Raw genomic sequence first — 21,624 nt, 5'->3', positions numbered from 1 at the left:
CCAGGCCACTTTGCCACAAGCGCATACATTAGAGTACCTAAATAAGGGCTGCGGCCGGCGGTGCGCAGGAACACAGCCATATTAGAACGCCTTCGGGCAGCTGAAGCCCGACAGGGCCGGCAGCAGGAAGGGATTGGCCCCCGGTCCGGTCTGCATCGTGTAGGCGACGTCTCGCCCGCCGATCACGAAACGGACTTCGGTGTTGGCGCCGTTGGCGGTGATGATCGCCTTGTCCAACAGACGCTTCAGGGCCCACGGTCCTTCGAATTTGAGAGCGGAGTCGCGGCCTGGCATTTCCGGCAACAGGCTGAGGCTGGCGGAACCGGAGGCAGTGCCGTTCGGCCATGTCACGGTGCTTGGCGCGCTTCCGGCCTGACTGCTCTGGACGGTCTGGCCGTCAATGTTGAGAATCGCGTTGTCTGCGTCGCTATTCAGCGAAAAAGGCGCGATGGTGATCGAAACCGACGGCATCGAGCCGCCGGAAGGGAAGAAGGCGCTGCGGATTTCGGCGGCCGCCTGAAATGATTTCAAGGTCGACTTCGCCAGGTCGCGGGTGGAACGCGCATCCTGTCTCCAGGTCCAACCTTGGCCGGTCATGTCGATCAGCGGCGCAAGGTTCTGCGCGAAGAAGCGGTCCATCACCCCGCCCGGCGCGAAGAGCCTGGCGAAATCCGCTATCGAGATCTCTTCCCTGCCGTCACTGGCGAAGGGGTAGCGACCGTTGACCGCCTCCTCGCAGGTTCGGGTGACCGTCTGGTCGAGGTTCTGGTTGAGGTTGGCCACCGAGGCTTCGGCGACATTGCCTTCGAACTCATCCGCTGCCGCATTGACCATGCGCGCAAGCGGCTTCGGAAGGCGCGAGGCATTGGCGCGCATGGTGGAGATCTGCAGCCGCAGGTTGGCATTGACGCGTTCGGTCTGTGAAGGGACATCGGCCGAAAGCTTCAGGCTTTGAAATACGTCGCGGAAATTCCGCGTCAGCGCATCCAGTGGCCGTCGTCCGCTGGTGCCGCTGATCAGGGCCTGGAACGATCTAAACTGTGCCTCGACGCCGGCGCCGGCATTCTGCGCGATAGCCGAATCCAGGCCGGCCCGGCTCTGCGACTTGCCGCCGGCGATCTGCAGGCCGATGCGTGCCAGGCCTTTGGCCATGCTGGCGGGATCCTCTTGCTCCGTGCTGCTCCCGCCCTCGGCAATGGTGTCCTGCTTCGTCAATGCAGTCTGATCGGCGATCGCCGTGAACAGCCGGTCGAGAGGCGAGTCCGGGGCGGCGAGGGCGGAAAGCGCGAGATATTCCGGTTTGTCCTTAAGTAAGCTCTTGAATTTCAACTGGTCGAGTACGCGGTTCCATGCGGAGGAGAATTCCTCGCCGTAGCGGTCGATCAGTTCGGGACCGAGCTTGGGCAGGTCCTGGTCAATGCCGCCCTGTTCGCCGCCTCCGCCGAGCACCCATTGGTCGTTGACGAGCATTTGCGCGATGCGCGAGAGCTGCGGCAGGAAGAAGCGGTTGAAGCCGGCGCGCGTGTAAAGTCCGGACACGTTGAGATCGGCGAGATCGCTGCCATCCGTGCGTTCAAAGAGCAACTGCGCCTCGGGGCCGGCTTTCGCCGCGACGGAGAGGTCTTCCAGCCTTGCGGCGTAGACCGCCGACTTGATCAGCGCCGAAGCGCGGTCGGCAAGGCTCATGCGCCCAAGCGAGCGTTGCGCTGCTTCGATCAGTGGCTGGTTGAGCTCAAAGACGGGATCGTAGGCATCGTCGAGCGTGAGCAGGGCGCGCAGATGCTTTTCGAGCTGCGCGCGGCCCTCGCGGTTGTTCTCGCCGGGATAGCGGTTCTCTTCCCAATCCTGCCTCATCCAGGAGACAATCAACTCGTCATCGACCTTCGGAGCCTTGCCGCCCAACATAAGGTAGATCTTCAGCGGCTCGTAAAGCGCGATTGGATCAGTCATCCTTGCCTGGATGGTGCGCTCGGCCTGCACTAGGAGCCGGGAGCGGAATGCCCGCTCAAGCGCTTGCCGGTAGGCAGTCCTGGAGGCCGACAGCAGCCTCTCGCGCTGGCTGAGCCCGAACGTCTCCTCGATCGGCTTTGCCTGGCCGCCGTTCTCGAAGCCGGCCGGCAGGTTGCGCAACTGGTCGAGCGGGCCGATGACGTTTTCGAGATCAACGTCGGTCACCGTCGTGCTCTTGAGCAGCGAATCGGCGCTGTCGCGATACTGCGCCATGGCCTGCCTGGTGGAGGCGATCAGCGATTTGTTGGCGAAGAAGCTGAGGCCAAGCACGCCGAGAGCCGCCACGGCCGCCAGCGCAATGGCGGCGAGGCCGCCAAATCTCGCAAGCCTGGCACGCCGTTCGGCCACTCGGTCGAAGGATACCCAGCCCGATTCCGGGAAGATCACGTAAGTCAGCAGATCGTGCAGGAAGAAGCTCTTGCCGGTGCCGGAAAGATGCGCCTGCGAGGTGCTGCCGAAGCTGCGGCCGATTGTGCCCAGCACCTGATCGAATGGGGTTCCTTCCTGAGTACCGGAAGAGAAATAGACGCCCCTCAGGCTGACATTGACATGCGATCGAGACGCATCGAACAGGCTGGCGATGAAATGCGTCATCCGGTTCCTTAGGGCACCGAACTGTGCCGGGAAGCCGAAGATGGCGATGCGCGCCACCGGGTCGGCCTCTTCCTGCAAGCGATCGACAACTTCCTCCGCCAAGCGCTTCGCCAGCTCGTCGAATTCGGCCGGTGCCTCGCCGGCCATGTTCCTTGTGCGATCGGCAGTCTGGAACGTCGCGCCCCACACCTTGCGCCTGCGGGCTTCGTTGAATTGACCGAAATAATCCATGAAGCCGGAGACGAGATCGGCCTTGGTGAAAAGCAGATAGACGGGAAACTGGATCTTCAACGTCTCGTGCAATTCGCGCAGACGGCTTCTTATCTCGGTGACATGCGCCTCGACATGCTGGTCGTCGAGGCCAATGAGATCGGCGAGGCTGATGGCCAGAATGACGCCGTTGATCGGTTGCCTCACGCGGTTTTTCTTGAGCAATCTTAGGAAAGCAATCCAGCTTGCCTTGTCGCGCTCGCGGTCCGATTCCTGCGTCGTGTAGCGGCCGGCCGTGTCGATCAGCACCGCCTCATCGGTAAACCACCAGTCGCATGACCGCGTCCCGCCGACGCCGGCCACCGGCTGGGCATCGCCGGAGCCTGCAAGCGGAAACTTTAGCCCGGAGTTGACCAGGGCCGTCGTCTTGCCGGCGCCTGGCGGGCCGATGATAATGTACCAGGGAATATCATAGAGGAAGTTGCGCTTGCCGCTCGTCCGTTTCAGCGTCGCGATGGCCTCGCCCATGCGCGCTTCGAGCACCTGTGCATCGTCGTTGCGCTCGTCGCTGCGCACGATGGCCGCCTCGAGCGCCTTTTGCGCCTTGCGCCTTTGCCAGAAGCCGATGCCGTAGAAAAACGCCAGCACGGCCACCGTCACCCCGATGATGACCGCCCTGAGCCACACGGATCCGAGCGGGCGGGTATCAGCGAAGCGGATCAGCGGTCCGGCATACCAGACCGCGGCCGAGAAGCCGGCCAGGGCGAGCACGCTGAATATCCGCAGCATCCAGCGCATCAGTTGCCGTTCTCCGCCGAGCCGGTCTGCAAGGTCTCCTGTTTCGGGATCATCACGTCGACGCGCCGGTTCTTGGCGCGGCCTTCTGCCGTCGCGTTGTCGGCGATGGGCTCGTCTTCGCCCTTGCCGTCTACGCTCAGACGCGATGGATCCTCCAATTGCTTGGCGATCATTGCCTGCACTGCCTTCGCGCGGGCCACCGAGAGATCGAAATTCGATTTGAACGCGCTCGACTGCTTCGGCTTCACATTGTCGGTGTGGCCGACGATCTTGATCGGTCCGGGTTCGGCGTCGAGCGCCGTCGCGATATCGGCCGCTATCGGCTGGAACTGCGCGTTCAACTCAGCCTGGCCGGATGCAAACAGAAGCTGGTTGCTGATCTCAACAAGGATGAAGTCGCCCTTCGTGCCGACGTTCAGTCCACCGGCAGCGATCTCCCGGGCAAGTGCGGCGCGGATGCGGTCGATCTGCGTGGTTTGCGGGGGAGCGGGTGTCGGCGGTTTGGCTTGCACCGATTCGGCGGGTGCCGCCACGCTGGCGCGTTCAATGGTGACCGGGGTGGAAGGATTGAGCGCCAGCAACGCGCCGGCGGTTGCATCGCCCTCATCGGTGATCAATATCCGCAGCCCGAAAAAAGCCGCCATCACCAGGGTCGCCGCTGCGGCTGCGATCGCCCACAGAGGCAGCCGCCCTCCTGACCTGGCCATTGCCGCCGCCATGCCTTGCCACCGGGGCGAGATGTCCTCGGCGGCGCGCGGTCTGAAATAGCGCAGCGTGTCGTACACGTCGCGCCGAACGCGCTCGAGCGCGTTCCGTTCGCCGGACAATCCCCGATACTGGCCCTCGAACCCCAGCGACAGGCAGGCATGCATCAATTCGAGCAGGTCGTAATGCGCTTCGGGCTTGGCGAGGAGGTTGTTCAGCGCCTCGTAGAAGCCGGTGCCTGTCGGTCGTGTGTGGAAGAACTGCATGACCAGACTGTGCTCAAGCCAGGTTTCCTTGTTTGGCCAGGGCAGGTTGCCGACGAGATCGTCGGCGGTTTCGCAAAGTGCGAATTTTGCGATCCGTGCGTCTTCGTCCCCAATACCGGCTTTGGCGATGTGATGGTCGAAGGTCTCGATGGCGTCTGCGATATGCTCCGCCAAGGCCGCGGCTTGCCGTTCGACCGGTATCAGCCGCAGCTGACCGAACAGCATGAGCAAGGGAGCCGCGGCGGCAAGGATAGGGTTTGTCGCGCCATACTTCACGCCAGCGGTGGCGTTGAGCAAGGCGTCCTGCTGCGGCGCCGGCGCCGCTTCAGGCCCAATTCCATGGCTGGCCCCCTGAAAGACCACGGTTCCGGACGACCAGCCGGGGGGCATTTGTCGGCCGAGGCCGGGGTCGAACACCGTCGATTCCCTGGTGGGGGATGGAGCAGCGGAATTCTCGGTAGCCACGCGCGGCTTTTGCCTTGGCCGTGGCGCGCGGATGACGGTTTTGTCCGGCGGCTCGGAGGGATCGTCCTTCGAGCTCATCGGCGCGCGACCGTCGAGGGAGCAGGGGCATCTTTCAGGCGGGGTGAGCTAAGCGTACCGGGCCGAGTATCAACAGCAAGCCGGATGGAAAGACTGATCTTGCCGAAACATGACATTCCTGCACACGCCCCAAGCCACGCCGCTTTGCCAGCCAGGCAAGCACCCATGCGCTATCCTAGTCGCACCGGAAGCCGATTGAAACCGGGAAGCAGGATGATCGAGGAAGCGGCTTTTTCTACAAGGTCCTTCATACAGCCCGTAAGAGTGTTGCTGACGGCACTGGCCGTGGCGCGGCTATTTCTGCTTGCCAGCCTTGGCGTAGGCTTCGGCGAAATAGGCGAGGAAGACGTCCAGCATGCCGTTTTCGTGCTTGTCCTCCATCGTCCGCCACGTTGCGACGAGCGCATCCCAGGCCTGGCTTTTCCTGGATGAAAAGGACGCAGGCGGGCTTCTCTTGGCGATCGCCTCCGGCGACAGGTCGTCGAGTAGCCTCGAGAGCGCGGTCTGCATGGCAGCGTAGGTTGCGATTTCGTGGGTTTTCAGGTCGCGGAACGCATCCTCGATGCTATGCCTGGCATCGAGATAGCCGGCCCGACGCTTGGCAAACATGATCTCGAGTATGTCGTCGGTGCCCGGCACGAATTTCAGTGGGTTGTTGTCCTCGGCGCCGATCATCGTGCGGTGCGCGCTTTTGGCGAGCACCTTGGCCGCCGCGCGCGCCTTGAGCAGCAATGATAGTTGCTCGACCGTGGTTCTCAACACGGCCCCGATCTCGGCAGCGACGTCATTGGGGTCCCGCGACTGCAACAACTCCGGCGATAAGCCGGCTGCCCTGGCGATATCGCGCAGTATCCCGTCCCCTTCCCCTGGCTGCCTGACCGGGACAGCGGCGCTGGACTGCAGCGCCGAAGACGTCGGCACCGGCATGACTGCGGCTAGGCGCTGCTCCGCCGAATTGTGGAACAATGCGCTGCCGGGTTCCAGCGGCGCTCCCCTCGAGGGCGGCAACTCGCGTTGCGTCGAACCGGTCCTGGGTTGCGGATGACCGGTGGCGACGCGCTCTTCGTCGACCGAAACGGCGACGACGTAACGGCCGATCAGCAGCCGGTCGCCTTGGGTCAGCCGATGCGGCGCCTTCATGCGCTGGCTGGAACCGTTGACGAAAGTGCCGTTGCGCGAGACGTCATGAAGCCAGAACGAGCCCGCCTGATAGCGGACTTCGCAATGCCGGCCGGAGATGAACTTGTCAGGATCTGACAGCGTCCAGTCGCAATTTTCGCGCCCGATCTCGAAGCTGCGGTCGCGGGCGGCATAGCTCGCCGCGATGCCTGGCGGCAGCCTGTCAACATTGCTGATCTGAAGCGAGATGAACATTCGACGCCACTGGCAAACCTGAAATCCTAGACATTCTAGCATCTTGCCATCGCAGTGGGAGAGGTGCGTTCATTTGAATGCACGCCACCGTTTAGACATTGCTTCCGTTTGGCCCCCATCAAACATATGCTAGGCTTGAAACGGTCCGATGCGGTGAATTCGAAGACCTCCCGACCTTGATGCGGTTTATGGAGCGGGGGCTTCAATCCATCACGTTGGCGGCGGCGTCCAGGAGGGGCACGACCATGCCGAACGAACGTGCCACGGTAGTACACACGCCGGTTGGCGCCGATGTGCTGACCTTCACCCATCTCGTCGGTCGTGATGAGATCAGCCGAAGTTTTGCCTATACTGTCGGGTTCGTCAGCAAGAGCCGTGAGGTCGATCCGCTGAAGATGCTGGGCGGCGTCGTTTCGGTGGAAGGTGAATCCGATCCGAAGCGCTGGTTCAGCGGCCTGGTGTCGGACTTCAAGCTTACGCGCACAGAGGACCGGCTGGCCTATTACGAGGCCACCGTCAGGCCATGGCTCTGGTTCCTCGGCAACACCACCGACTGCCGCATTTTCCAGAACATGACGGCTGTGGAGATCGTCGAAAAGATATTTGCGAAATACGGCATCGCAAAATTCGAGAAGCGGCTGCAGGGCTCCTACCCATCGCGCGAATACTGTGTCCAGTACGATGAGAGTGATCTCGATTTCGTGCAGCGGTTGTTTGAGCACGAAGGCATTTTCTATTTCTTCGAGCATGATGAGGACAAACATACTCTCGTTCTGTGCGATGCGATAAGCAAGCTGAAGCCGGCTCCAGGCTACGAGAAGGTCCTTTATAATTCCGAGGGCTATGGCTCGCGACGCGACGTCGAGTACATCACCGAATGGATCCCGGGCAGTGCGGTGCGGCCAGGCGCCTACGCGCATACGGACTATGATTTCGAGAAACCCGGCGCCGATCTGATGGCGAAGTCCGCCCAGCCCTTCAGCCACAAGGAAGCCTCGGGCGAAAACTACCGCCAGCCCGGAGCGCATCTCGATGTCGGGCGCGGCGACACGATAGCTGGGATCCGCCGCGAGGAACTTCAGGCAGTGCATCAGCGCAACACCGCCGTCGGTACGGTGCGTGGCCTTTTTTCCGGCTGCAAGTTCACGCTCGAAAGCTTTCCGCGCGACGACCAGAACGCGGAATATCTGGTTGTGAGCGCCGAATACCGGCTGTTCGATCCGGGCTACCGGACCCAGAACGAAGCCCACATCGAGAATTTCAAGGTGGTGCTGGGCGTGGCGCCGACGAAAATGCCCTATCGGCCACCGCGCATCACGCCAAGACCGATCATGCGCGGCCCGCAGACGGCAACGGTGGTAGGCCCCTCGGGAGAGGAGATATTCACCGATAAATATGCGCGGGTGAAGGTGCAGTTCCACTGGGATCGCCTCGGCAAGAAGGACCAGAACTCGTCCTGCTTCGTGCGCGTATCTCAGACCTGGGCCGGCAGCGGCTGGGGCTTCATCCAGATCCCGCGCATCGGCCAGGAGGTCATCGTCGATTTCATCGAGGGCGATCCGGACCTGCCGATTATCACCGGCCGCGTCTACAATGCCTCCGAGATGCCGCCTTACGCGCTGCCGGGCAACGCCACGCAATCGGGCTGGAAGTCCAATTCCTCGAAAGGCGGCGGCGGTTACAACGAGCTGATGTTCGAGGACAAGGCTGGTTCCGAACTGGTCAACTTCCAGGCGCAGAAGAACCACCACCTGCTGATCAAGCACGACCGCAACAAGACGGTGCAGCATGATCAGTCCGACCGCATCGACCATGACGCCAAGCACTCCGTCGGCCATAACCTCGATGAAGACGTCGGCAACAACAAGACGGTCAAGATCGGCGTCGACCAGACGACGAACATCGGCAGCAACGATACGGAGACGGTGGGCGCGAACCGCTCGCTGACGGTGATGGCGAACGAGACGATCCACGTCGTCGCCAATTCGACCGAAAACATCGACGCCAGTCATTCGCAGACGGTCGGGCTGGTGCAGACGGTGACGGTCGGCGCGGCGCGCGTCGATACCGTGGGCGCCACCGAGACACGGAGCGTTGGCGCGGCGCAGATGAATACGATCGGGGCTTCACGTTCGATTACGGTGGGGGCGGGGCAGAGCCACGATATTGGGGCGGATGATGGCTGGAACATCGGTGCCAGCCAAAGTATCGAGATCGGCGCCGATCAGGGCCTCAAAATCGGCGGCGCGCAGAACACCGAGATCGGCAAGACATGGACCGTCAAGGTCGGCCAGGACGCCTCGACCCAGGTCGACGGGGCGCACGAACTCAAGATCGGCAAGAAGAGCCTCACCCAAGTCGGCGAGGATGCGGGGATGGTGGTCGGCAAGAACCTGACCATCGAAGCCAAGGATTCGATAACGATCAAGACCGGTAGTGCCGAGATCCTTATGAAGAAGGATGGAACGATCACCATCAAGGGAAAGGACATTACGGTCAAAGGTTCGGGAAAGATCAATGTCGACGCTTCGAGCGATATCGTCATGAAGGGCAGCAACATCCTGCAGAATTGAGGTTCGAAATGGTTGCGTTGAAATCGCGGATCGAGGGTGTCGTTATCGGCGTTCTGTTGGGCTTCGAGGATGCCACGCCGCTGGTCGTATTTGCAGGCAATCCAAAGGAGACCGCACTCAAGGCGAAGAGCCTCGTCGCGCTGGGTCCGGACGCGATCGCCTCCGAAGTGGCACTGTTGTTCGAGGAGGGGGATCCACTACTTCCGCTGATCGTCGGACGCATTGTCGATCCGACCCGCGACCCGCGGCCACGGGCGTTCAGTGACGGGCGCCAGGTGCGGATCCATGGCGAGGAACGCGTCGAACTCCGCTGCGGCAAAGCGACCATCATCCTGGAGAAAGACGGTCATATCACCATTCGCGGCACATATGTCACCAGCCATGCCAGTGCGGCCAATCGTATCCGCGGTGGCTCGGTCAACCTCAACTGATGCCGAGCGCACCCGTCCTTCCGAAAATCGTGCGCCAGCACGCGGAGATGGCCGCATTCCTGTGGACAGTCTACGACCGGCACCTGCTGCACCCGAAGGAGAATCCCGACATGGACGCTGAGCGGCTCGCGCGGCTGGTCGAGCGGCTGGACGCGCATTTGGATGGGCTGTGGGTGGCGGGACCGGACGGCAAGCGGATCGCTCAGGAACGGTTCGCCGAATATCCCGAAGCGGGCGAGCTGTTCGTCGTGCGCATGCTGGAGGCGAAGCACCCGATCCCGGTCACAGAGCTTGACCTTAAAAAGGTCAGAGAATATCTCGGGGCGAACGGGGTGTAGATCGCCAAGCAAGCTGCCGCGCCCGCTTATTGGTCGTGGCGCACTTCTTCCCATACATCGTCCGGTAGGTCCGTGATGACCCAGGCGTTTTGCCGCCGTTTGGCGACCCCCTTGTGATCGAAGTACCAGAGTACGCTATCCGCGACGTCAATGAGCAACGGGCTCTGCAGTTCGTCAGGCAGGCCAATCTCCTCTTCCAACTGCAAATCCTTGCCGAGGACATGGATCACCGTATCGCCAAGAAGGTGGGGCCGGCCACCGACTAGGCAGATGGAATGGTAGTTCTCGGCGAAGCTCGGTTGCGAGAAATCCTCGAAGCCATAGGGGTCCCGACCTGCGACGATCAAACCACCGCCGCCCGCCGCTAGAAAGCGACCGTCCTCTAGCACGATAACGTCCTCAAGATAGGTGTTGCCGGGTAGGTCCACGCCTGTCCAGCGGCGTTTGTTCCGCACGTACAGGCAGCCGATTTCGCCTGCTAACCGGGTCTCGAAGCGCTCCTTTGCGGCAAGGTATTGTGGCATCGTGCCTGTCTCTGCGATCCGGTCGAGTTCGGCTTGCTCGGCGGCGGTCGGCTCACGGAAGGCTGCGGCGGTGTTACCGCATGCCGCCCACTCCCCATTCGCGTTTCGCGCCACGGCCTCGAATGCGTTGTCGCCCAAAGCCTCGTCATCCGAGTCGGCGATTCTTGTCCACGCGTCCCGTGTGTCGCGCACATAGACTTGCGAACCGTATCCGCAGGCAATCAGTAGGTCTCCCAATTGCCGAATTTGGCTCATCGAGCCACGGCCCTCTTCGTCGTCGCCTGCGCCCGCCTCCGGAATCTGCTCGCTGGCAAATTGCTGGCCGACGAAGCTGACATCGCCGTCGATGCCGAGGGCCGCGAGCAACGCCCCGTGACGCCAGCCATCGAGTCTCGTCAGCCACATGAGCGTCGATTCGAAATGCAGATAGTTCCATTCAGGCATGCCCGGCGCTCGGTGGAGCGCAAGCCTGCTGAACTGCGGCCCGTCCTCGATCAGGCCGGTCGAAATTGCGAAGCCGTCGGCAGACAGCGCACAGGCTGCCCAGATATCATAGTTGCTCATGATATTGTCGTGTTCAGCATTTTGCTCGCCGCCACCTTGTTAGGAAGAGTACCTGACGTACGGCCGACCTGGTTCGGCCCGATGTTTGCGGACTGCCTGGTTACCGCGGCCTTTGCCTTCGCGATGCACGCGGCCGTTGGAGTACCGTTCTTATCCTGTTTGATGTCGCTTATCGACTTCTTTGACTCAGCAACAATGTCACCGAGCTTCGCGGTGTTCCAGGTGCCGTTGCTTTTCATGGTCTCAATGTGCGCCTTCTTGGCCGCGCCTTTCAGATTGGCCGGTACCTTCTGCCCGAGCTTTTTCAGCGCTGCCCGCTCCTTCTTGTGGATCTTCTTGTGCGCCGACTTGCTGATACAGATGCAGACGCCTTCACCGATCGACGGTGCGTTCTTCACCCGCTCGCCGATGTTCCGCTTCTGCCTGCCGAAGGTCCGCGTGATGGTCGAGGCGCCGGCCGCCCCAGCGGCGATCGCCTGGTCCCGCGTGCCCGTGCGGTAGGCCTTGTCCGGAACGATATGATGCGCCTCGCCGGGAGGCTTCGCGTTCGAGCAGGCAGCGGCGATGTCATCATAGGAACCGACGAGGCAGTCCGCGTCCTGGCCGGGTTTCAGGTCGGCAGCCGCGACCTTCGGCCAGGGCGGTGCATTGCCGACCGGCGAGGCATGGTTATTCGTTGAGATGTCGGTAAACCGGCTGACCGGCTCTCCATCCATCTTGACGTTGCCGGACCAAGCTTCGGCGTACTCCTTGCCGGTGTTTTGCGAGCTGACGACGCCTTTTTTCGGCGCACACCCCGCTTCGGTCCCCATGGTCTTGGTGTAGTAGGACTGGTTCTTCTGCGTGACGGTCTTGCCGCCGATCTTTACTGTGCTCGTCCCTTTGTCAGTGTCGGAATCCGTGCCGAAGCTTGGGTAGGGAATCGGCACGCCGGGCGGCGTGGCCGGCGTCTGCGGCGGCGTGAAGCAGACATCTGGAAAAGCCGCGATCACCTGATTGGTCTGCGCCTTGCAAGCGATCTCAAGCCCATTGGCGAACACGGTCATGCGGCAACCCGCCCCCGCGGCATTCGGCCCGCGCTCAACAGCATCGCACCGCAGGCACCGTCGTCGCCCGAAGACTCGATCAGCACCGGATCGCCTCGGTCGTACCCTTTCATGGCAGCGGTTTTGGCCATGCCAACCGTCATCGGCACGACAGCGGCTCCGACATTGCCGAGACTTTCAGCTGGGCTCCAGAAGTCTTGGAAACCATGATGGCCTCGAACGAGCCGCAACGAGGCAATCGCTGCCTGCTTGAAGAAATAGCTCTCTCCGATCAGATCCGAAATCCGGTAACCTACATCGCGCATTTCCATCCCCGAGGCGTCCAGAGCCATGCGGTAGGCTGCGGTCATGCCGTCGCCGCGGAGAGGAAGATCGGTATGGTTGTAGATATAGGCCCGTTCGCGGGCCAAGCCGAGGCCGAGGAGGCGTATGGGGCCGCTGCCTGGGCGGGTGCAGAGGATAGCGGCGGCAGCTTCGCCGGGGATGAAGCCATTAGGGTTGTCTGGGGTGAGCAGGCGCCGTTCGGCCAGGTAGTGGTCGATCGTCAGTCCCGCTAGGTAGCTGTCGACGCCGCAGATCATCACGTAAGGTACGCTGCGGTCGGCCAGCAGCCGACGGGCCTGGTCGAGTGCGACGTGGCCGGAGGGCCGGCCGTGGGCGACGATTCGCGTTCGGTACGGCGAAGCGACGCCGGTGATCTCTGCGATGCGCGCAGCGAGGCGTGCGGGTTCCGGGGCGAGCCGGCCGGGCCGGTCTTCTTCGGCGAGGCAGAGGATGAGCGCTGCTGTGCCGTGTGCCTCAGGAACGGGCTCGAAGGCCTCGAGGATGGCGGCCGCAGCCATGTGGGCCAGCCGTTTCTCTCCTGTGAATTTGCGCGGCAGCGGCACCGGGGCGCCGACCAGCCAGCCGCCGCCGGGGCCGACGAAGCGGGTTTCCTGGAAACCGTCGAGCTTGGCGCGCATCGCGGCGCATGCCGAGGGGGCATCGAGACCGACCGCGGTCACCATGCCGATCGAAACGATGTCGAGCTCGAGTGTCATGCCTCCTCGATTTCTTCTTCCGCGTCAGCCCCGTTTGCACGGACATAGATCCGCCCGGTCGCTCGCGCGCGCAGCATGGATTGCGTCGGCGGCCCGATCCAGCATTCCGAAAAATCGAGGATCGTGCGCTTGAGCCGCTGCTGCATCCGCCAGACCAGCGAGAATCGTCGATTTTCTAGATCGAACAGTATGGTGTCCGGAGACAGTTCACCGTCGAACACCTTGTCCTGCTCCTTGAACAAGGTCATCTGCAACGCCGTCCCCGGCAGGCGGAAAACCTCCTTGCCCATCGGCGTCAGATTGATCAGCTGCACGTCCTCGCCGCCGCGCGGATGGTCAATCTGCTGGTCAGGCGGCGCCATCTGGAAATAGCGTTCATCGAAATCCGGCGGCAGGAAAGGAAAAACATTGTCGATCCAGTACTGGTCATAGGTGCCGCCATATTCGATGCGTCCCGGCCAGCCGCGCCCCATCGGCCCGAAACTCATGGGCCTGTAGTCGCCAAAGGGTGAGCGCACTTCCTCCCCGACCGCCTGCGTGTTGGGCAGCCGCAGGCCTGGGATCAGACGCTGGTTCTTGGTGCGCGACCATCCGGTTCCGACCGGGTTGTATTTATAGCTGGCGGGAAGCTTGTCTTCTGGATCCAGCCTGTCGACGCCACCCCAGGCAACGTCATAGGAGATAGGCAGTTTCAGGAAGGGTTGCGGCGACGTGGCGGTAAAGACGGGACCGATGGAGCGCCATTCCCGGTGGCCGACGACCTCGAACAGCTTTGACCAATTGCCAACCTTGATGCCGACCCGTGCGCGCTCGGCCGGGCGCCCACCGGGTGCGTAGGCGAAGCCATTGGCGACCACATCGCAGCGCGGCTTGCGGAAGGCGAAGTCTGTCTCCCACAACGTCGCCGAATAGCCGGGCACGCCGGTCTGGGTGTCGGCCATGACCAGTGGCACCTGCTCGGTCGATTTCTGCACCAGTCCGCCAGGCTTGGTCGGAAAATCGAAAGTGCCCTTGACCACGACCACTATCCACTCATGGCCGGCCTTGTCCATGCCCATGGTGAACTGATGCGGATAGCCCATCTGGTTCCAGATCTGCATCAACTGGTCTCCCAGCTTGCGGCGAAGATCTGTTCCAAGGTCGGCTGCGGCGCCCGCGGATCGACATCGAAAATATCCGTATGCGCTGTCCAAGCCACGAATTCTTCGATGAGATCGCCTTCGCGATCGACAAGCGGAACGGGCAGGGCGGCCAACGCCGCGTCGAGTTCGTCCGGCGTCATCTCGCCCTGTTGCGCGGCGAAGCCGGCCTTTTCTACGCTTTCGAACCATACGTCCGCAAAAGCCAGCCTGAGGGGCGCCTCCGGGAGCCTTGCGACGACGCTCAATGGAAATTGCCGGCCGACCCTGTCGGCGCTTTTCAGCACGATGCCGGCCGAGGCGCCGAAAGAACTAGGCCCACTGAGGAAACGCAACGCCATGCTCTGGGGCCAGGTTTCCATCCCGAACAGCGGCACGATATGCTGCGTCATCCAGCGATCCCAGGAGCGCACGAAATCCGCCGGCAGCCGCCGGGCCACGAAATCGCCGGTTGCGGGCATCTTGCCATAGAAGCCGGGCACGATCAGATCTGCGGCGGACATGTGAACTTCTTAAACATTTCGAGCGTGTAGGGATTCTCGACGCTGGCGGCTTTGAGTTCGAAATCGGCCCACATCCCCTTCGTGCCGAGCCGCAGGCTGTAGACATCNGACATCGCTGAGCTTGGTCGCGGCGAAGCGGCCGCCGCGCAGCATTCTGAGCCACGCCCAGCTGCCGGTCTCGTTGAGCATCACTTCGGGCGAGCCGTCGACCGGCTGGAAGGCCAGGGAGATCACCCCGGTCCCATCCTTGCCTGGCCACGTCATCGGTTGCGGCCTGGTTGCGTTGTTGTAGTAGACGAGGTTCTGGCCATCGAGGTTGAGCGTGACACGCGCCACGTTGGGGGAGAGGTCCTTGGGCTCCAGCGTGAAGTTCATCACCGGGCCGGTGCCGCCCGGAAACAGATCGTCGCGGATATGCCTCGCCTGCTCGAACGCTGCGAGCGCCGCTGGGTCGAGGCCGAAATCGGCACGCCATTTCCACGGCTCGCTGGCGGTGTCGACATAGTTGATCAAATGGTCGTTGGTGAAGGCATCGATCAGGCCAGTCGGTCCGAACAGACGTTGAAAGTCGCGCACATTGACATCGACTGCGCTGTCTGGGCTGAACGGATAGCGGTTGTTAAGCGCCGCCTGGCAGAAGGGCAGTATGTCGGCCCGCCAGATGGCGTTGAGCTCGTTGGTGACGGCCTTCTGCGACAGGCCGCTGGTGTCGCCGGCGATACCACCGAGCCACTCGTTGATCGGGGAAGGCAGGATCTGCGCCTGCCTGGCGACCGCGCCCGTCAGTTCGGCGAGGCCGCCCTGCTTCTTGATCGCATCCTGCGGGTCGGGATTGGCGGTCACCGTCTGCAACACATTCGACAGCGCCGTCAGCGCTACGACGGCGGCGTCGAGCGCCGGTGGCTGGCCGTCGACCTGGGCGATGGTGCCTTTGAGAGGCTTGAAATGCTCGGCGACCAGGCTGCCGGTCATGTCCACCTGGTTGGAGGAGCCGGCGCGCGGCAGGAGCTTGGCGCCTGAGGTTACCACCTTGCCCAGCTTGCCCAGTTTGCTGAGCAGCTTGGAGCCGGTCTTGGCGACAGCGCCACTTTTGTCGTCGGCCGGCGCCTCGTCGGAGCGGGTGAGGTCGGTCTCCTGCACCACTGCCGTCAACAGGCGCTTCAGCGCGGAGTCGGCGCTCGAAAGATCCTTCAGGTTTTCACTGGCGATGTTGAGATCGGTCAGCGGCGCAAGCCGCATGTCACGCAGGAAAGAGTCCCACTGGGCGATATAGTCGTCGTAGTAGAGCTTCAAGATATCCTGCGAGAGCGCCGAAACCGACGTCTCCGAATTCTCCGAGCAGCCACCGGCAAACACCGCGCGATCGAGGGCCGCCTGTCCCGCCACATCCTCGACCCGGTCGAGGATCGCGTCGTGGAAACCCGCATAGGTGTAGGGGCCTGGAACACCGACCCGCAACGTCTTGTCGGAACGGCGCGCGAACACCTTGGCGCCGTTCGGCCCGGCGAAATTGGCCGGCACCCATTCCTTGACGGCAGTTACTTCCGGGTCGGCCAGGAGCTGCTTGTAGGCGCGCTCCGGCAGCGAGATCGTGCATACGGTCTTCAGCGCCTCCGCCACCAGCGCCTTGTCCGGGGTGATGTAGCTGTCGTCGACGGCCATGCGGCGGATGGCGGCGATTTGATGCTCTTCGGCGTCGGCCGTTGGGAAAGGCGGAGCCGGCGCGAATTGCGGCAGGCTGTTCACCCACCAGTTCTGCACGAAATCGGTGTCCATCTGCGACAGTCCGGTCATCATCCGGTAGGTCTTCAGCGCGCCGAGCATGAAATCCGGATCGCGGATCTGCCGCCACATCGTGGCCTCGAGCAGGGCGACCATGTGCGGCTCGAGCACGTTGCGCAGCGCATGGTCGTAGGTATCGGTCTGTGCGCGCACCAGTTCCGGCGAAGCGGTCGGGCCGAGCAGGTTGTGGGCGCCGTCCGGTGGCGGCGTTCGGGCGGCCGCCACCGCGTCCATCGCCGCCAGCGCGCCATCCAGGGTCGGTTGCTCGACCGCGGCCGGCATGGCGGCAACTTGGGTGAGCGGCCCTTGTAGGGCTTCGAACTGGCCGGCCTGTTCGGTGATCGCATTGCGGTTGTCGAGGTAGGACCAGGTGAACAGTCCCCCGGCCAGCAGGGCAGCGAGCGCACAGGCGGCGGCGGCCCCGCGCCAGATCCAGGCACGGCGGCGCTGCGCCAGCGGATCGAATGTGCCGAGGCCGGCTTCCTTGAAGATCACTTCGGTGAGAAGGTTCCTGAGGAAGAAGCTGCGCTTCTCGACACGAGCCGCCGGCATGGCGCGGCGCGGCGGCAGTCCGAAGGAAGATGATAACGCGGCGGTCAGGCGGTCTATGGGGGCTCCTTCCTGTGTCGCCGACGTCAAATAGAGGCCACGCAGCCACGCGGCTTCCTCGTAGCGGCTTTCGCCGAACATCGCCTCGATCAGCACCTGTATCGGCCCGCACAGGCTCGCCAACTGCGCCGGAAAGCGGAAGACCTCGGCGCGCGAGCCAAGCTTTTCTTCGTCCTCGAGGCGCGGCACCAACCTTCGCTCCAGTTCGGTGCCGAGCCTGGCGAGCTCTGCCTGGATCATGCCGGCGTTCACGCGGGCATCCAGCGCAAAGGTAGTTCCCCACACCTGCTCGCGCGCGCTTGTCGACAAGCCGCCGAAGAAGGCTTCGAACCCTTTGATCAGGTCGGCTTTCGTCAGCATCAGGTAGACAGGCAGACGAATCTCCAGGCGTTCGTTGAGTTCCGTCAGCCGGCGGCGGATCTTGCGGCCATGCGCCTTGATCGCTTCGTCGCCCTCCGAGAGCGCATCGATCGACAACGCGACAATGACGCCGTTGAGCGCGCGGCGGCCCCGGTGCTTTTTCAGAAGGTCCAGAAATCCCAGCCATTCCGCGGCATCGACGTCCGGCTGGCTCTCCTGCTGGACGTAGCGGCCTGCCGTGTCGATCAGCACCGCGTTCTCGGAGAAGAACCAGTCGCAGTTGCGCGTGCCGCCGACACCCTGCAGATCATCGGTCAGATCGATTGGAAAATTGAGGCCCGACTGGCGTAACGCCGTGGTCTTGCCGGTGGCCGGAGGCCCGACGATCACATACCACGGCATCTCGTGCAGGAACTTCCGTCCGCCCAGCTTGCGCCGCTTGAGTTCGGCCATCACCTCGCCGAACTTGGCGCCGACCGCCGCCACGCTCTCCTCGCCGGGGCTGAGCTGCTTTTCGGCCACGGGTGCCGCGATCTCGGCGACGAACATGCGGTTGGCGCGGATCGCGCGCCGTTGCGCGATGATCAGCCAGAGCAGCCACAGGATGATCAGCCCTGCGATGATGGCGATACGCACATTGTCGGATTCGAATGGCGCGTACGCACCGACCTGGACGATCGGGCCGAACACCCAGATCAAAAGCGAAAGCAGCCCAATGCCGATCAGCGTCCAGAGAAAGCGCGAGGTGATGACCGCCCAGAGGAAGCGCAGGATGAACATCTCAGAGCCTCTTCTCGACCAGGACCTCGACGCGCCGGTTGAGCGCGCGGCCCTCGCGGGTCGAGTTGTCGGCCACCGGATCGGTGTCGGCGCGGCCTTCGGACTGGATACGCTCCCGTGGCACGCCAGCCTGCACCAGAATATCCGCTATGGTTTGGGCACGCGCCTCGGAGAGCCGCTGATTGCTCGCGAGCGGATTGGACCGTTGCAGGCGTACATTGTCGGTATGGCCGACGATCGTGATGTTTCCGATCAGCTCCTGGTTGGCGAGGATAACCTTGGCGATCGACTCGATCAGAGGCCCATAGCCTTGCGACAGTGTCGGCCGCGAAGATTGGAAGAGTTCGGGGTTGGAGGACTGGATGATCAGCTTGGCCAGCGAGACGCTTTCGGTACCGCTAAGCGCGCCCTTGAGGCTCGCCGGCGCTTCGGCCTTGAACGCGGGCAGCAGCGCGAAATCGACCGGCTGTGGCGGTTCAGGTGCGGGCGCATCCTGCTTGGGCGCGGCGCGGGCAACATCCGCGCGGGAGGTCGGCGGCAGCGTGCGCACGAGGGCGGAGAGTTCGACCGCCTGGCTGCTCAAGCCCATCGACAGACCGATATGAACGAGAGCGGCGACGACAACCGCGGCGAGCGCCATCACCCAGATCGGAACGACGAAGCGCTGCGGCTCGTCGGAAGCGATCACGCCTTTCCAGTTCGGCGACAGCGGCGCGTCCTCGGCGTCGGCATTGCGCAGGAAGCGCGCCGCCGCCACGCGCACGGCATTGAGCGAGCGGTCGCCGGCGCGGCCGGGCACCCGATACTTACCGCGGAAGCCGAGCGCCAGGCAGTAATACTGAAGCTCAAGCATCTCGCGGTCGCGGTTGGGATGGCGCTCGAGCTCGTCAAGGCGGGTGAAGAACTGGGTGCCGGCATCGACGTCGCCACGCAGCATGACCACCAGCGGCTGGCGCGGCCAGGCGCTGGCGCCGCCCCACGGCGTGTTCAGCGCGAGGTCGTCGAGCAACGCCGCCACGGCCCAGGCCGCCTGGTCGGCGCGCTCCATAGAGGAGCCCGCCGCCATCGCGGCGTCGCGCGCCTGAACCAACTCGTCGAGCAGGCGCGTGCGCATCGATTCCGGATTCTCCGGGGCCACCGCGCTTTCGAGCTCCGGCGCGAATTCGAGCAATGGCGCGAAGATGTTGATGAGCGCGTTGGGATGGGCGCGCGCCCTTTTGACCGGCGTGCCTGGTGCCAGCGGCGCCATCGGCCGTGGCGCGGCGCCCGCCAGCCTGATGCGTGTGCGTTCGCGATCCTCCGACAGTCCGAAAGGATCATCCCGGCTCATGGCCTCACCTGTTCACTGAGTAGCAGTCGACCTGCGGCTCGCTCGGCAGGACACCGGAAACGCCGATGACGAAGCCGGGGGCGTCCAGCAAGGAGGCCCAATGCTCGCTCTTCTGGTCAAGCTCCAGGCACAGCCGGTCGCCATCATAGGGGATCTCGCGCGGCTGCGAATGAAGCGGTTTCAGCGGAATGCCCGGCAGGCGCGACTTCCAAAGACCTTCGAACTGGTCAGCGGCGCCGACTGTCGCCTGGTTGACGAAGATCTTGCGCAGCGCGTCTTCCGATAGTTCGGATCCGACGCGGATGACGATGCGGCTGGCGACCAGGAGCTTCGGGTTGTCGATGCGTACTTTCCAGACATTGGTCGCATGCCGCATGACCGGCAGCGCGCGGGATTTCGGCTCAATGTAGCGCAGGCTCAGGATGAGTGAACGCAAGGCGTCGGCCAGCGCCATATAGGCGGGGCCGGGCGCCATGTGGTCGTAGGCCGGCAATTCACCGAGCCGCCGCGAGCTCGAGCCGTAGGTGGCCATCTCGCCGGCCAGTCCGGCCAGTTCGAGATAGAGTTCGGCGGGGTGAAAGACATCCTGCGCCAGCATATGGGCGAGCCGCGGGCGAGCGGCATTGGCGAGGTGCAGCATCAAAAGGTCTTCGACGCTGCGGCCGGCGCCGCCCATCACCATCTTGCCATGCGCTTCGGCGATCTGGTCGAGGCCGGTGACCACCTCCTGCAGCAATTGCCGGTACCAGTGGACCGCGCCAGTGATCAGCGTCGGCGGCAGGAACGTCTCGTCGAGCGAGATGCCGCCGTTAGCGCGCACACCCTTTACGTCGGCGATCGGCAAGGCGGTATAACCGCCGACCGATTTGCCGGGTGCAAGCAGGGCGGCTTGCGGCCGGGCGATCTCGATCTCTTCCGGATCGGCGCCACTCTGGACGGCGTCGCGCACCGAAACTATCTTGCCGTGGTAACGCGCGCCCGTCGACGGCGCATGCGCCGGATCGAATCCCACGCCACCAGGTGGTTCGAGCGGCAGTGCCACCAGCACCGGACCGGCGCCGGTGTCGGCTGTGACCGGCAGCGGCTTCGGCGCATCCATCAGTTCCGGGATGGCGAAAGGCGTGCCGTCCGGGAAGATGCCCCGGGCGGACACGATCGAGACCTGGCCGGCGTCGAGCAGCGACTGGTCGAGGGTCAGTTGCTGGAAGCCGAAAGTATGGAGCTGGCCGGCCTGCAATGCGCCGCGCACCATGCCCTCGAAGAACCGATCCTGCTGCTGGAAGTGCTGGGGCCTGAGAAACAGACCCTCCGACCACAGCACCCTGTTTGCATCGCTCATGCCACTACTTTCTGCACACAACCATCTCCAGCCCTGTCGCTAGGCGGAAATGCCGCCCTTGCCGAGGCTGACATTGATGGTGAATTTCGACCCTGGCGATACCGACTTGGTCGTGCGCCAGTTGCGTCCGCCTGGCTCGCGGATCAGCGCCACGAACCCGAGCGCCGTGGCGTTCGGCTCGACCGTGATGGTCTTGGCCGCCGTCTTGCCTGGCGCGACCGAGATCGTATCGGAGCCTATGAGGTCGGCGCCGAGCGCCGAACCCGCGTCGCCCTGCAGCGCGAAATAGTCGGTCGAGTTGAACTTGCCGGTGCTGGCAAGCCGCATCACCAGCACCGTCACCGGTCTGTCGCCGCCGCCCGGTCCTGGATTCATGCCGGCGCCCCCGGTCACGTTGACCGAGATTACCGATGGTTTCGGCGGGCCGCTCTGGCAAGCCGCAAGCAAGCCCGTAGCGCCGAGGGCAACGACGAATTCGCGTCTGTCGATCATGTCCTACTCCTCCTCTTCATATGCGTCCCTGAAGTCCGCGCCAATCTCGCCCAGGAAACTTGATTCCGCGCTCTGGGCGATGTCGCGATGGCGTTTTTGGTAGAGCTCCCACAACTTGGCATTGCGTCCGCCGGAGAGCAGATTGCCAATCGCGGAATTGGACTTGAGCTCTTCCTCGATCGCGACCGGATCGAAACGGTCGATCATGCGCCGAAGCGCGGCCTGAACGCCGCGCCAGGCGCGTACGTGATGCTGTGCAAGGTCCTTTACCGCA

15 protein-coding genes and 1 pseudogene are annotated in these 21,624 nt (G+C 63.3%); 3 read left to right on the top strand and 13 right to left on the bottom strand.

The annotated features are described in order from the left end of the window. Positions 1-81: 81 nt before the first annotated feature. The 3 genes from tssM (X741_RS137715) to tagH form a co-directional block, all read right to left on the bottom strand. Entirely contained in the window at positions 82-3,612 is a 3,531-nt protein-coding gene (gene tssM / locus X741_RS137715) for a type VI secretion system membrane subunit TssM (RefSeq protein ID WP_023780739.1), read from the bottom strand. Continuing rightward, a complete protein-coding gene (gene tssL, locus X741_RS137720) occupies positions 3,612-5,126 on the bottom strand; it encodes a type VI secretion system protein TssL, long form (RefSeq protein WP_023780738.1) in 1,515 nt (504 codons plus the stop codon). The genes tssM (X741_RS137715) and tssL (X741_RS137720) overlap by 1 nt, the downstream gene beginning before the upstream one ends. Positions 5,127-5,420: 294 nt before the next feature. Further along, positions 5,421-6,500 carry a type VI secretion system-associated FHA domain protein TagH gene (tagH, locus tag X741_RS137725; protein ID WP_023780737.1) on the bottom strand — a complete coding sequence of 360 codons (1,080 nt, stop codon included), beginning with the start codon at positions 6,498-6,500 and terminating at the stop codon, positions 5,421-5,423. 245 nt (positions 6,501-6,745) lie between these two features. Between tagH and tssI the strand changes: the two genes are divergently transcribed. From tssI to X741_RS137740, 3 genes are read left to right on the top strand one after another with little or no spacing between them, the layout of a single operon-like run. Continuing rightward, entirely contained in the window at positions 6,746-9,073 is a 2,328-nt protein-coding gene (gene tssI / locus X741_RS137730) for a type VI secretion system tip protein TssI/VgrG (RefSeq protein ID WP_023780736.1), read from the top strand. 8 nt (positions 9,074-9,081) lie between these two features. Beyond that, complete coding sequence (locus X741_RS137735; protein WP_023780735.1) at positions 9,082-9,504, top strand: DUF6484 domain-containing protein; 423 nt, start codon at positions 9,082-9,084, stop codon at positions 9,502-9,504. Beyond that, the gene (locus X741_RS137740; protein ID WP_023780734.1) at positions 9,504-9,842 is read left to right on the top strand and encodes a hypothetical protein; all 339 of its coding nucleotides are present in this window, start codon (positions 9,504-9,506) and stop codon (positions 9,840-9,842) included. The genes X741_RS137735 and X741_RS137740 overlap by 1 nt, the downstream gene beginning before the upstream one ends. Before the next feature lie 26 nt (positions 9,843-9,868). On the opposite strand, the gene X741_RS137745 is transcribed toward X741_RS137740, so the two are convergent. The 10 genes and pseudogenes from X741_RS137745 to X741_RS0136160 form a co-directional block, all read right to left on the bottom strand. Beyond that, positions 9,869-10,930 carry a hypothetical protein gene (locus X741_RS137745; RefSeq protein WP_023780733.1) on the bottom strand — a complete coding sequence of 354 codons (1,062 nt, stop codon included), beginning with the start codon at positions 10,928-10,930 and terminating at the stop codon, positions 9,869-9,871. After that, entirely contained in the window at positions 10,927-11,976 is a 1,050-nt protein-coding gene (locus tag X741_RS137750) for a DUF4150 domain-containing protein (protein ID WP_023780732.1), read from the bottom strand. The genes X741_RS137745 and X741_RS137750 overlap by 4 nt, the downstream gene beginning before the upstream one ends. Further along, a complete protein-coding gene (locus X741_RS137755; protein ID WP_023780731.1) occupies positions 11,973-13,016 on the bottom strand; it encodes a 3-oxoacyl-ACP synthase in 1,044 nt (347 codons plus the stop codon). The genes X741_RS137750 and X741_RS137755 overlap by 4 nt, the downstream gene beginning before the upstream one ends. Next, complete coding sequence (locus tag X741_RS137760; RefSeq protein WP_023780730.1) at positions 13,013-14,116, bottom strand: DUF2169 domain-containing protein; 1,104 nt, start codon at positions 14,114-14,116, stop codon at positions 13,013-13,015. Before X741_RS137760 ends, X741_RS137755 begins: the two co-directional genes overlap by 4 nt. Next, entirely contained in the window at positions 14,116-14,658 is a 543-nt protein-coding gene (gene tagF, locus X741_RS137765) for a type VI secretion system-associated protein TagF (protein ID WP_023780729.1), read from the bottom strand. Before tagF ends, X741_RS137760 begins: the two co-directional genes overlap by 1 nt. Next, a pseudogene (gene tssM / locus X741_RS01370) lies at positions 14,640-18,189 on the bottom strand (type VI secretion system membrane subunit TssM). The gene tagF and the pseudogene tssM (X741_RS01370) overlap by 19 nt, the downstream one beginning before the upstream one ends. Position 18,190: 1 nt before the next feature. Further along, the gene (gene tssL / locus X741_RS137770; protein WP_023780727.1) at positions 18,191-19,519 is read right to left on the bottom strand and encodes a type VI secretion system protein TssL, long form; all 1,329 of its coding nucleotides are present in this window, start codon (positions 19,517-19,519) and stop codon (positions 18,191-18,193) included. A gap of 4 nt (positions 19,520-19,523) precedes the next feature. Beyond that, positions 19,524-20,858 (bottom strand): type VI secretion system baseplate subunit TssK, encoded by a 1,335-nt coding sequence (tssK, locus tag X741_RS137775; RefSeq protein ID WP_023780726.1) that lies wholly within the window; start codon positions 20,856-20,858, stop codon positions 19,524-19,526. A 39-nt stretch (positions 20,859-20,897) separates the two neighbouring features. After that, the gene (gene tssJ, locus X741_RS137780) at positions 20,898-21,350 is read right to left on the bottom strand and encodes a type VI secretion system lipoprotein TssJ (RefSeq protein ID WP_023780725.1); all 453 of its coding nucleotides are present in this window, start codon (positions 21,348-21,350) and stop codon (positions 20,898-20,900) included. Between the two features lie 3 nt (positions 21,351-21,353). Then, a partial coding sequence (locus X741_RS0136160) for a type VI secretion system-associated FHA domain protein (RefSeq protein WP_031250694.1) occupies positions 21,354-21,624 on the bottom strand: 271 nt, incomplete at its 5' end.

It is taken from the genome of Mesorhizobium sp. LNHC221B00, from assembly GCF_000502935.1.
In the GTDB taxonomy this organism is placed as follows: Bacteria; Pseudomonadota; Alphaproteobacteria; order Rhizobiales; family Rhizobiaceae; genus Mesorhizobium; species Mesorhizobium opportunistum.
Note: the sequence above shows the minus strand (reverse complement) of the source record. Positions and strands in the feature narration are given on the sequence as shown.

What these genes read in the sequence shown, in the direction of transcription:
- tssL (WP_023780738.1), bottom strand. Translation starts at nt 5,126, where the DNA reads ATGAGCTCGAAGGACGATCCCTCCGAGCCGCCGGACAAAACCGTCATC.
- tssL (WP_023780727.1), bottom strand. Translation starts at nt 19,519, where the DNA reads ATGAGCCGGGATGATCCTTTCGGACTGTCGGAGGATCGCGAACGCACA.
- X741_RS137755 (WP_023780731.1), bottom strand. Translation starts at nt 13,016, where the DNA reads ATGACACTCGAGCTCGACATCGTTTCGATCGGCATGGTGACCGCGGTC.
- tssK (WP_023780726.1), bottom strand. Translation starts at nt 20,858, where the DNA reads ATGAGCGATGCAAACAGGGTGCTGTGGTCGGAGGGTCTGTTTCTCAGG.
- X741_RS137740 (WP_023780734.1), top strand. Translation starts at nt 9,504, where the DNA reads ATGCCGAGCGCACCCGTCCTTCCGAAAATCGTGCGCCAGCACGCGGAG.
- X741_RS137745 (WP_023780733.1), bottom strand. Translation starts at nt 10,930, where the DNA reads ATGAGCAACTATGATATCTGGGCAGCCTGTGCGCTGTCTGCCGACGGC.
- tssJ (WP_023780725.1), bottom strand. Translation starts at nt 21,350, where the DNA reads ATGATCGACAGACGCGAATTCGTCGTTGCCCTCGGCGCTACGGGCTTG.
- tagF (WP_023780729.1), bottom strand. Translation starts at nt 14,658, where the DNA reads ATGTCCGCCGCAGATCTGATCGTGCCCGGCTTCTATGGCAAGATGCCC.
- tssI (WP_023780736.1), top strand. Translation starts at nt 6,746, where the DNA reads ATGCCGAACGAACGTGCCACGGTAGTACACACGCCGGTTGGCGCCGAT.
- X741_RS137750 (WP_023780732.1), bottom strand. Translation starts at nt 11,976, where the DNA reads ATGACCGTGTTCGCCAATGGGCTTGAGATCGCTTGCAAGGCGCAGACC.
- X741_RS137760 (WP_023780730.1), bottom strand. Translation starts at nt 14,116, where the DNA reads ATGCAGATCTGGAACCAGATGGGCTATCCGCATCAGTTCACCATGGGC.
- tagH (WP_023780737.1), bottom strand. Translation starts at nt 6,500, where the DNA reads ATGTTCATCTCGCTTCAGATCAGCAATGTTGACAGGCTGCCGCCAGGC.
- tssM (WP_023780739.1), bottom strand. Translation starts at nt 3,612, where the DNA reads ATGCGCTGGATGCTGCGGATATTCAGCGTGCTCGCCCTGGCCGGCTTC.
- X741_RS137735 (WP_023780735.1), top strand. Translation starts at nt 9,082, where the DNA reads ATGGTTGCGTTGAAATCGCGGATCGAGGGTGTCGTTATCGGCGTTCTG.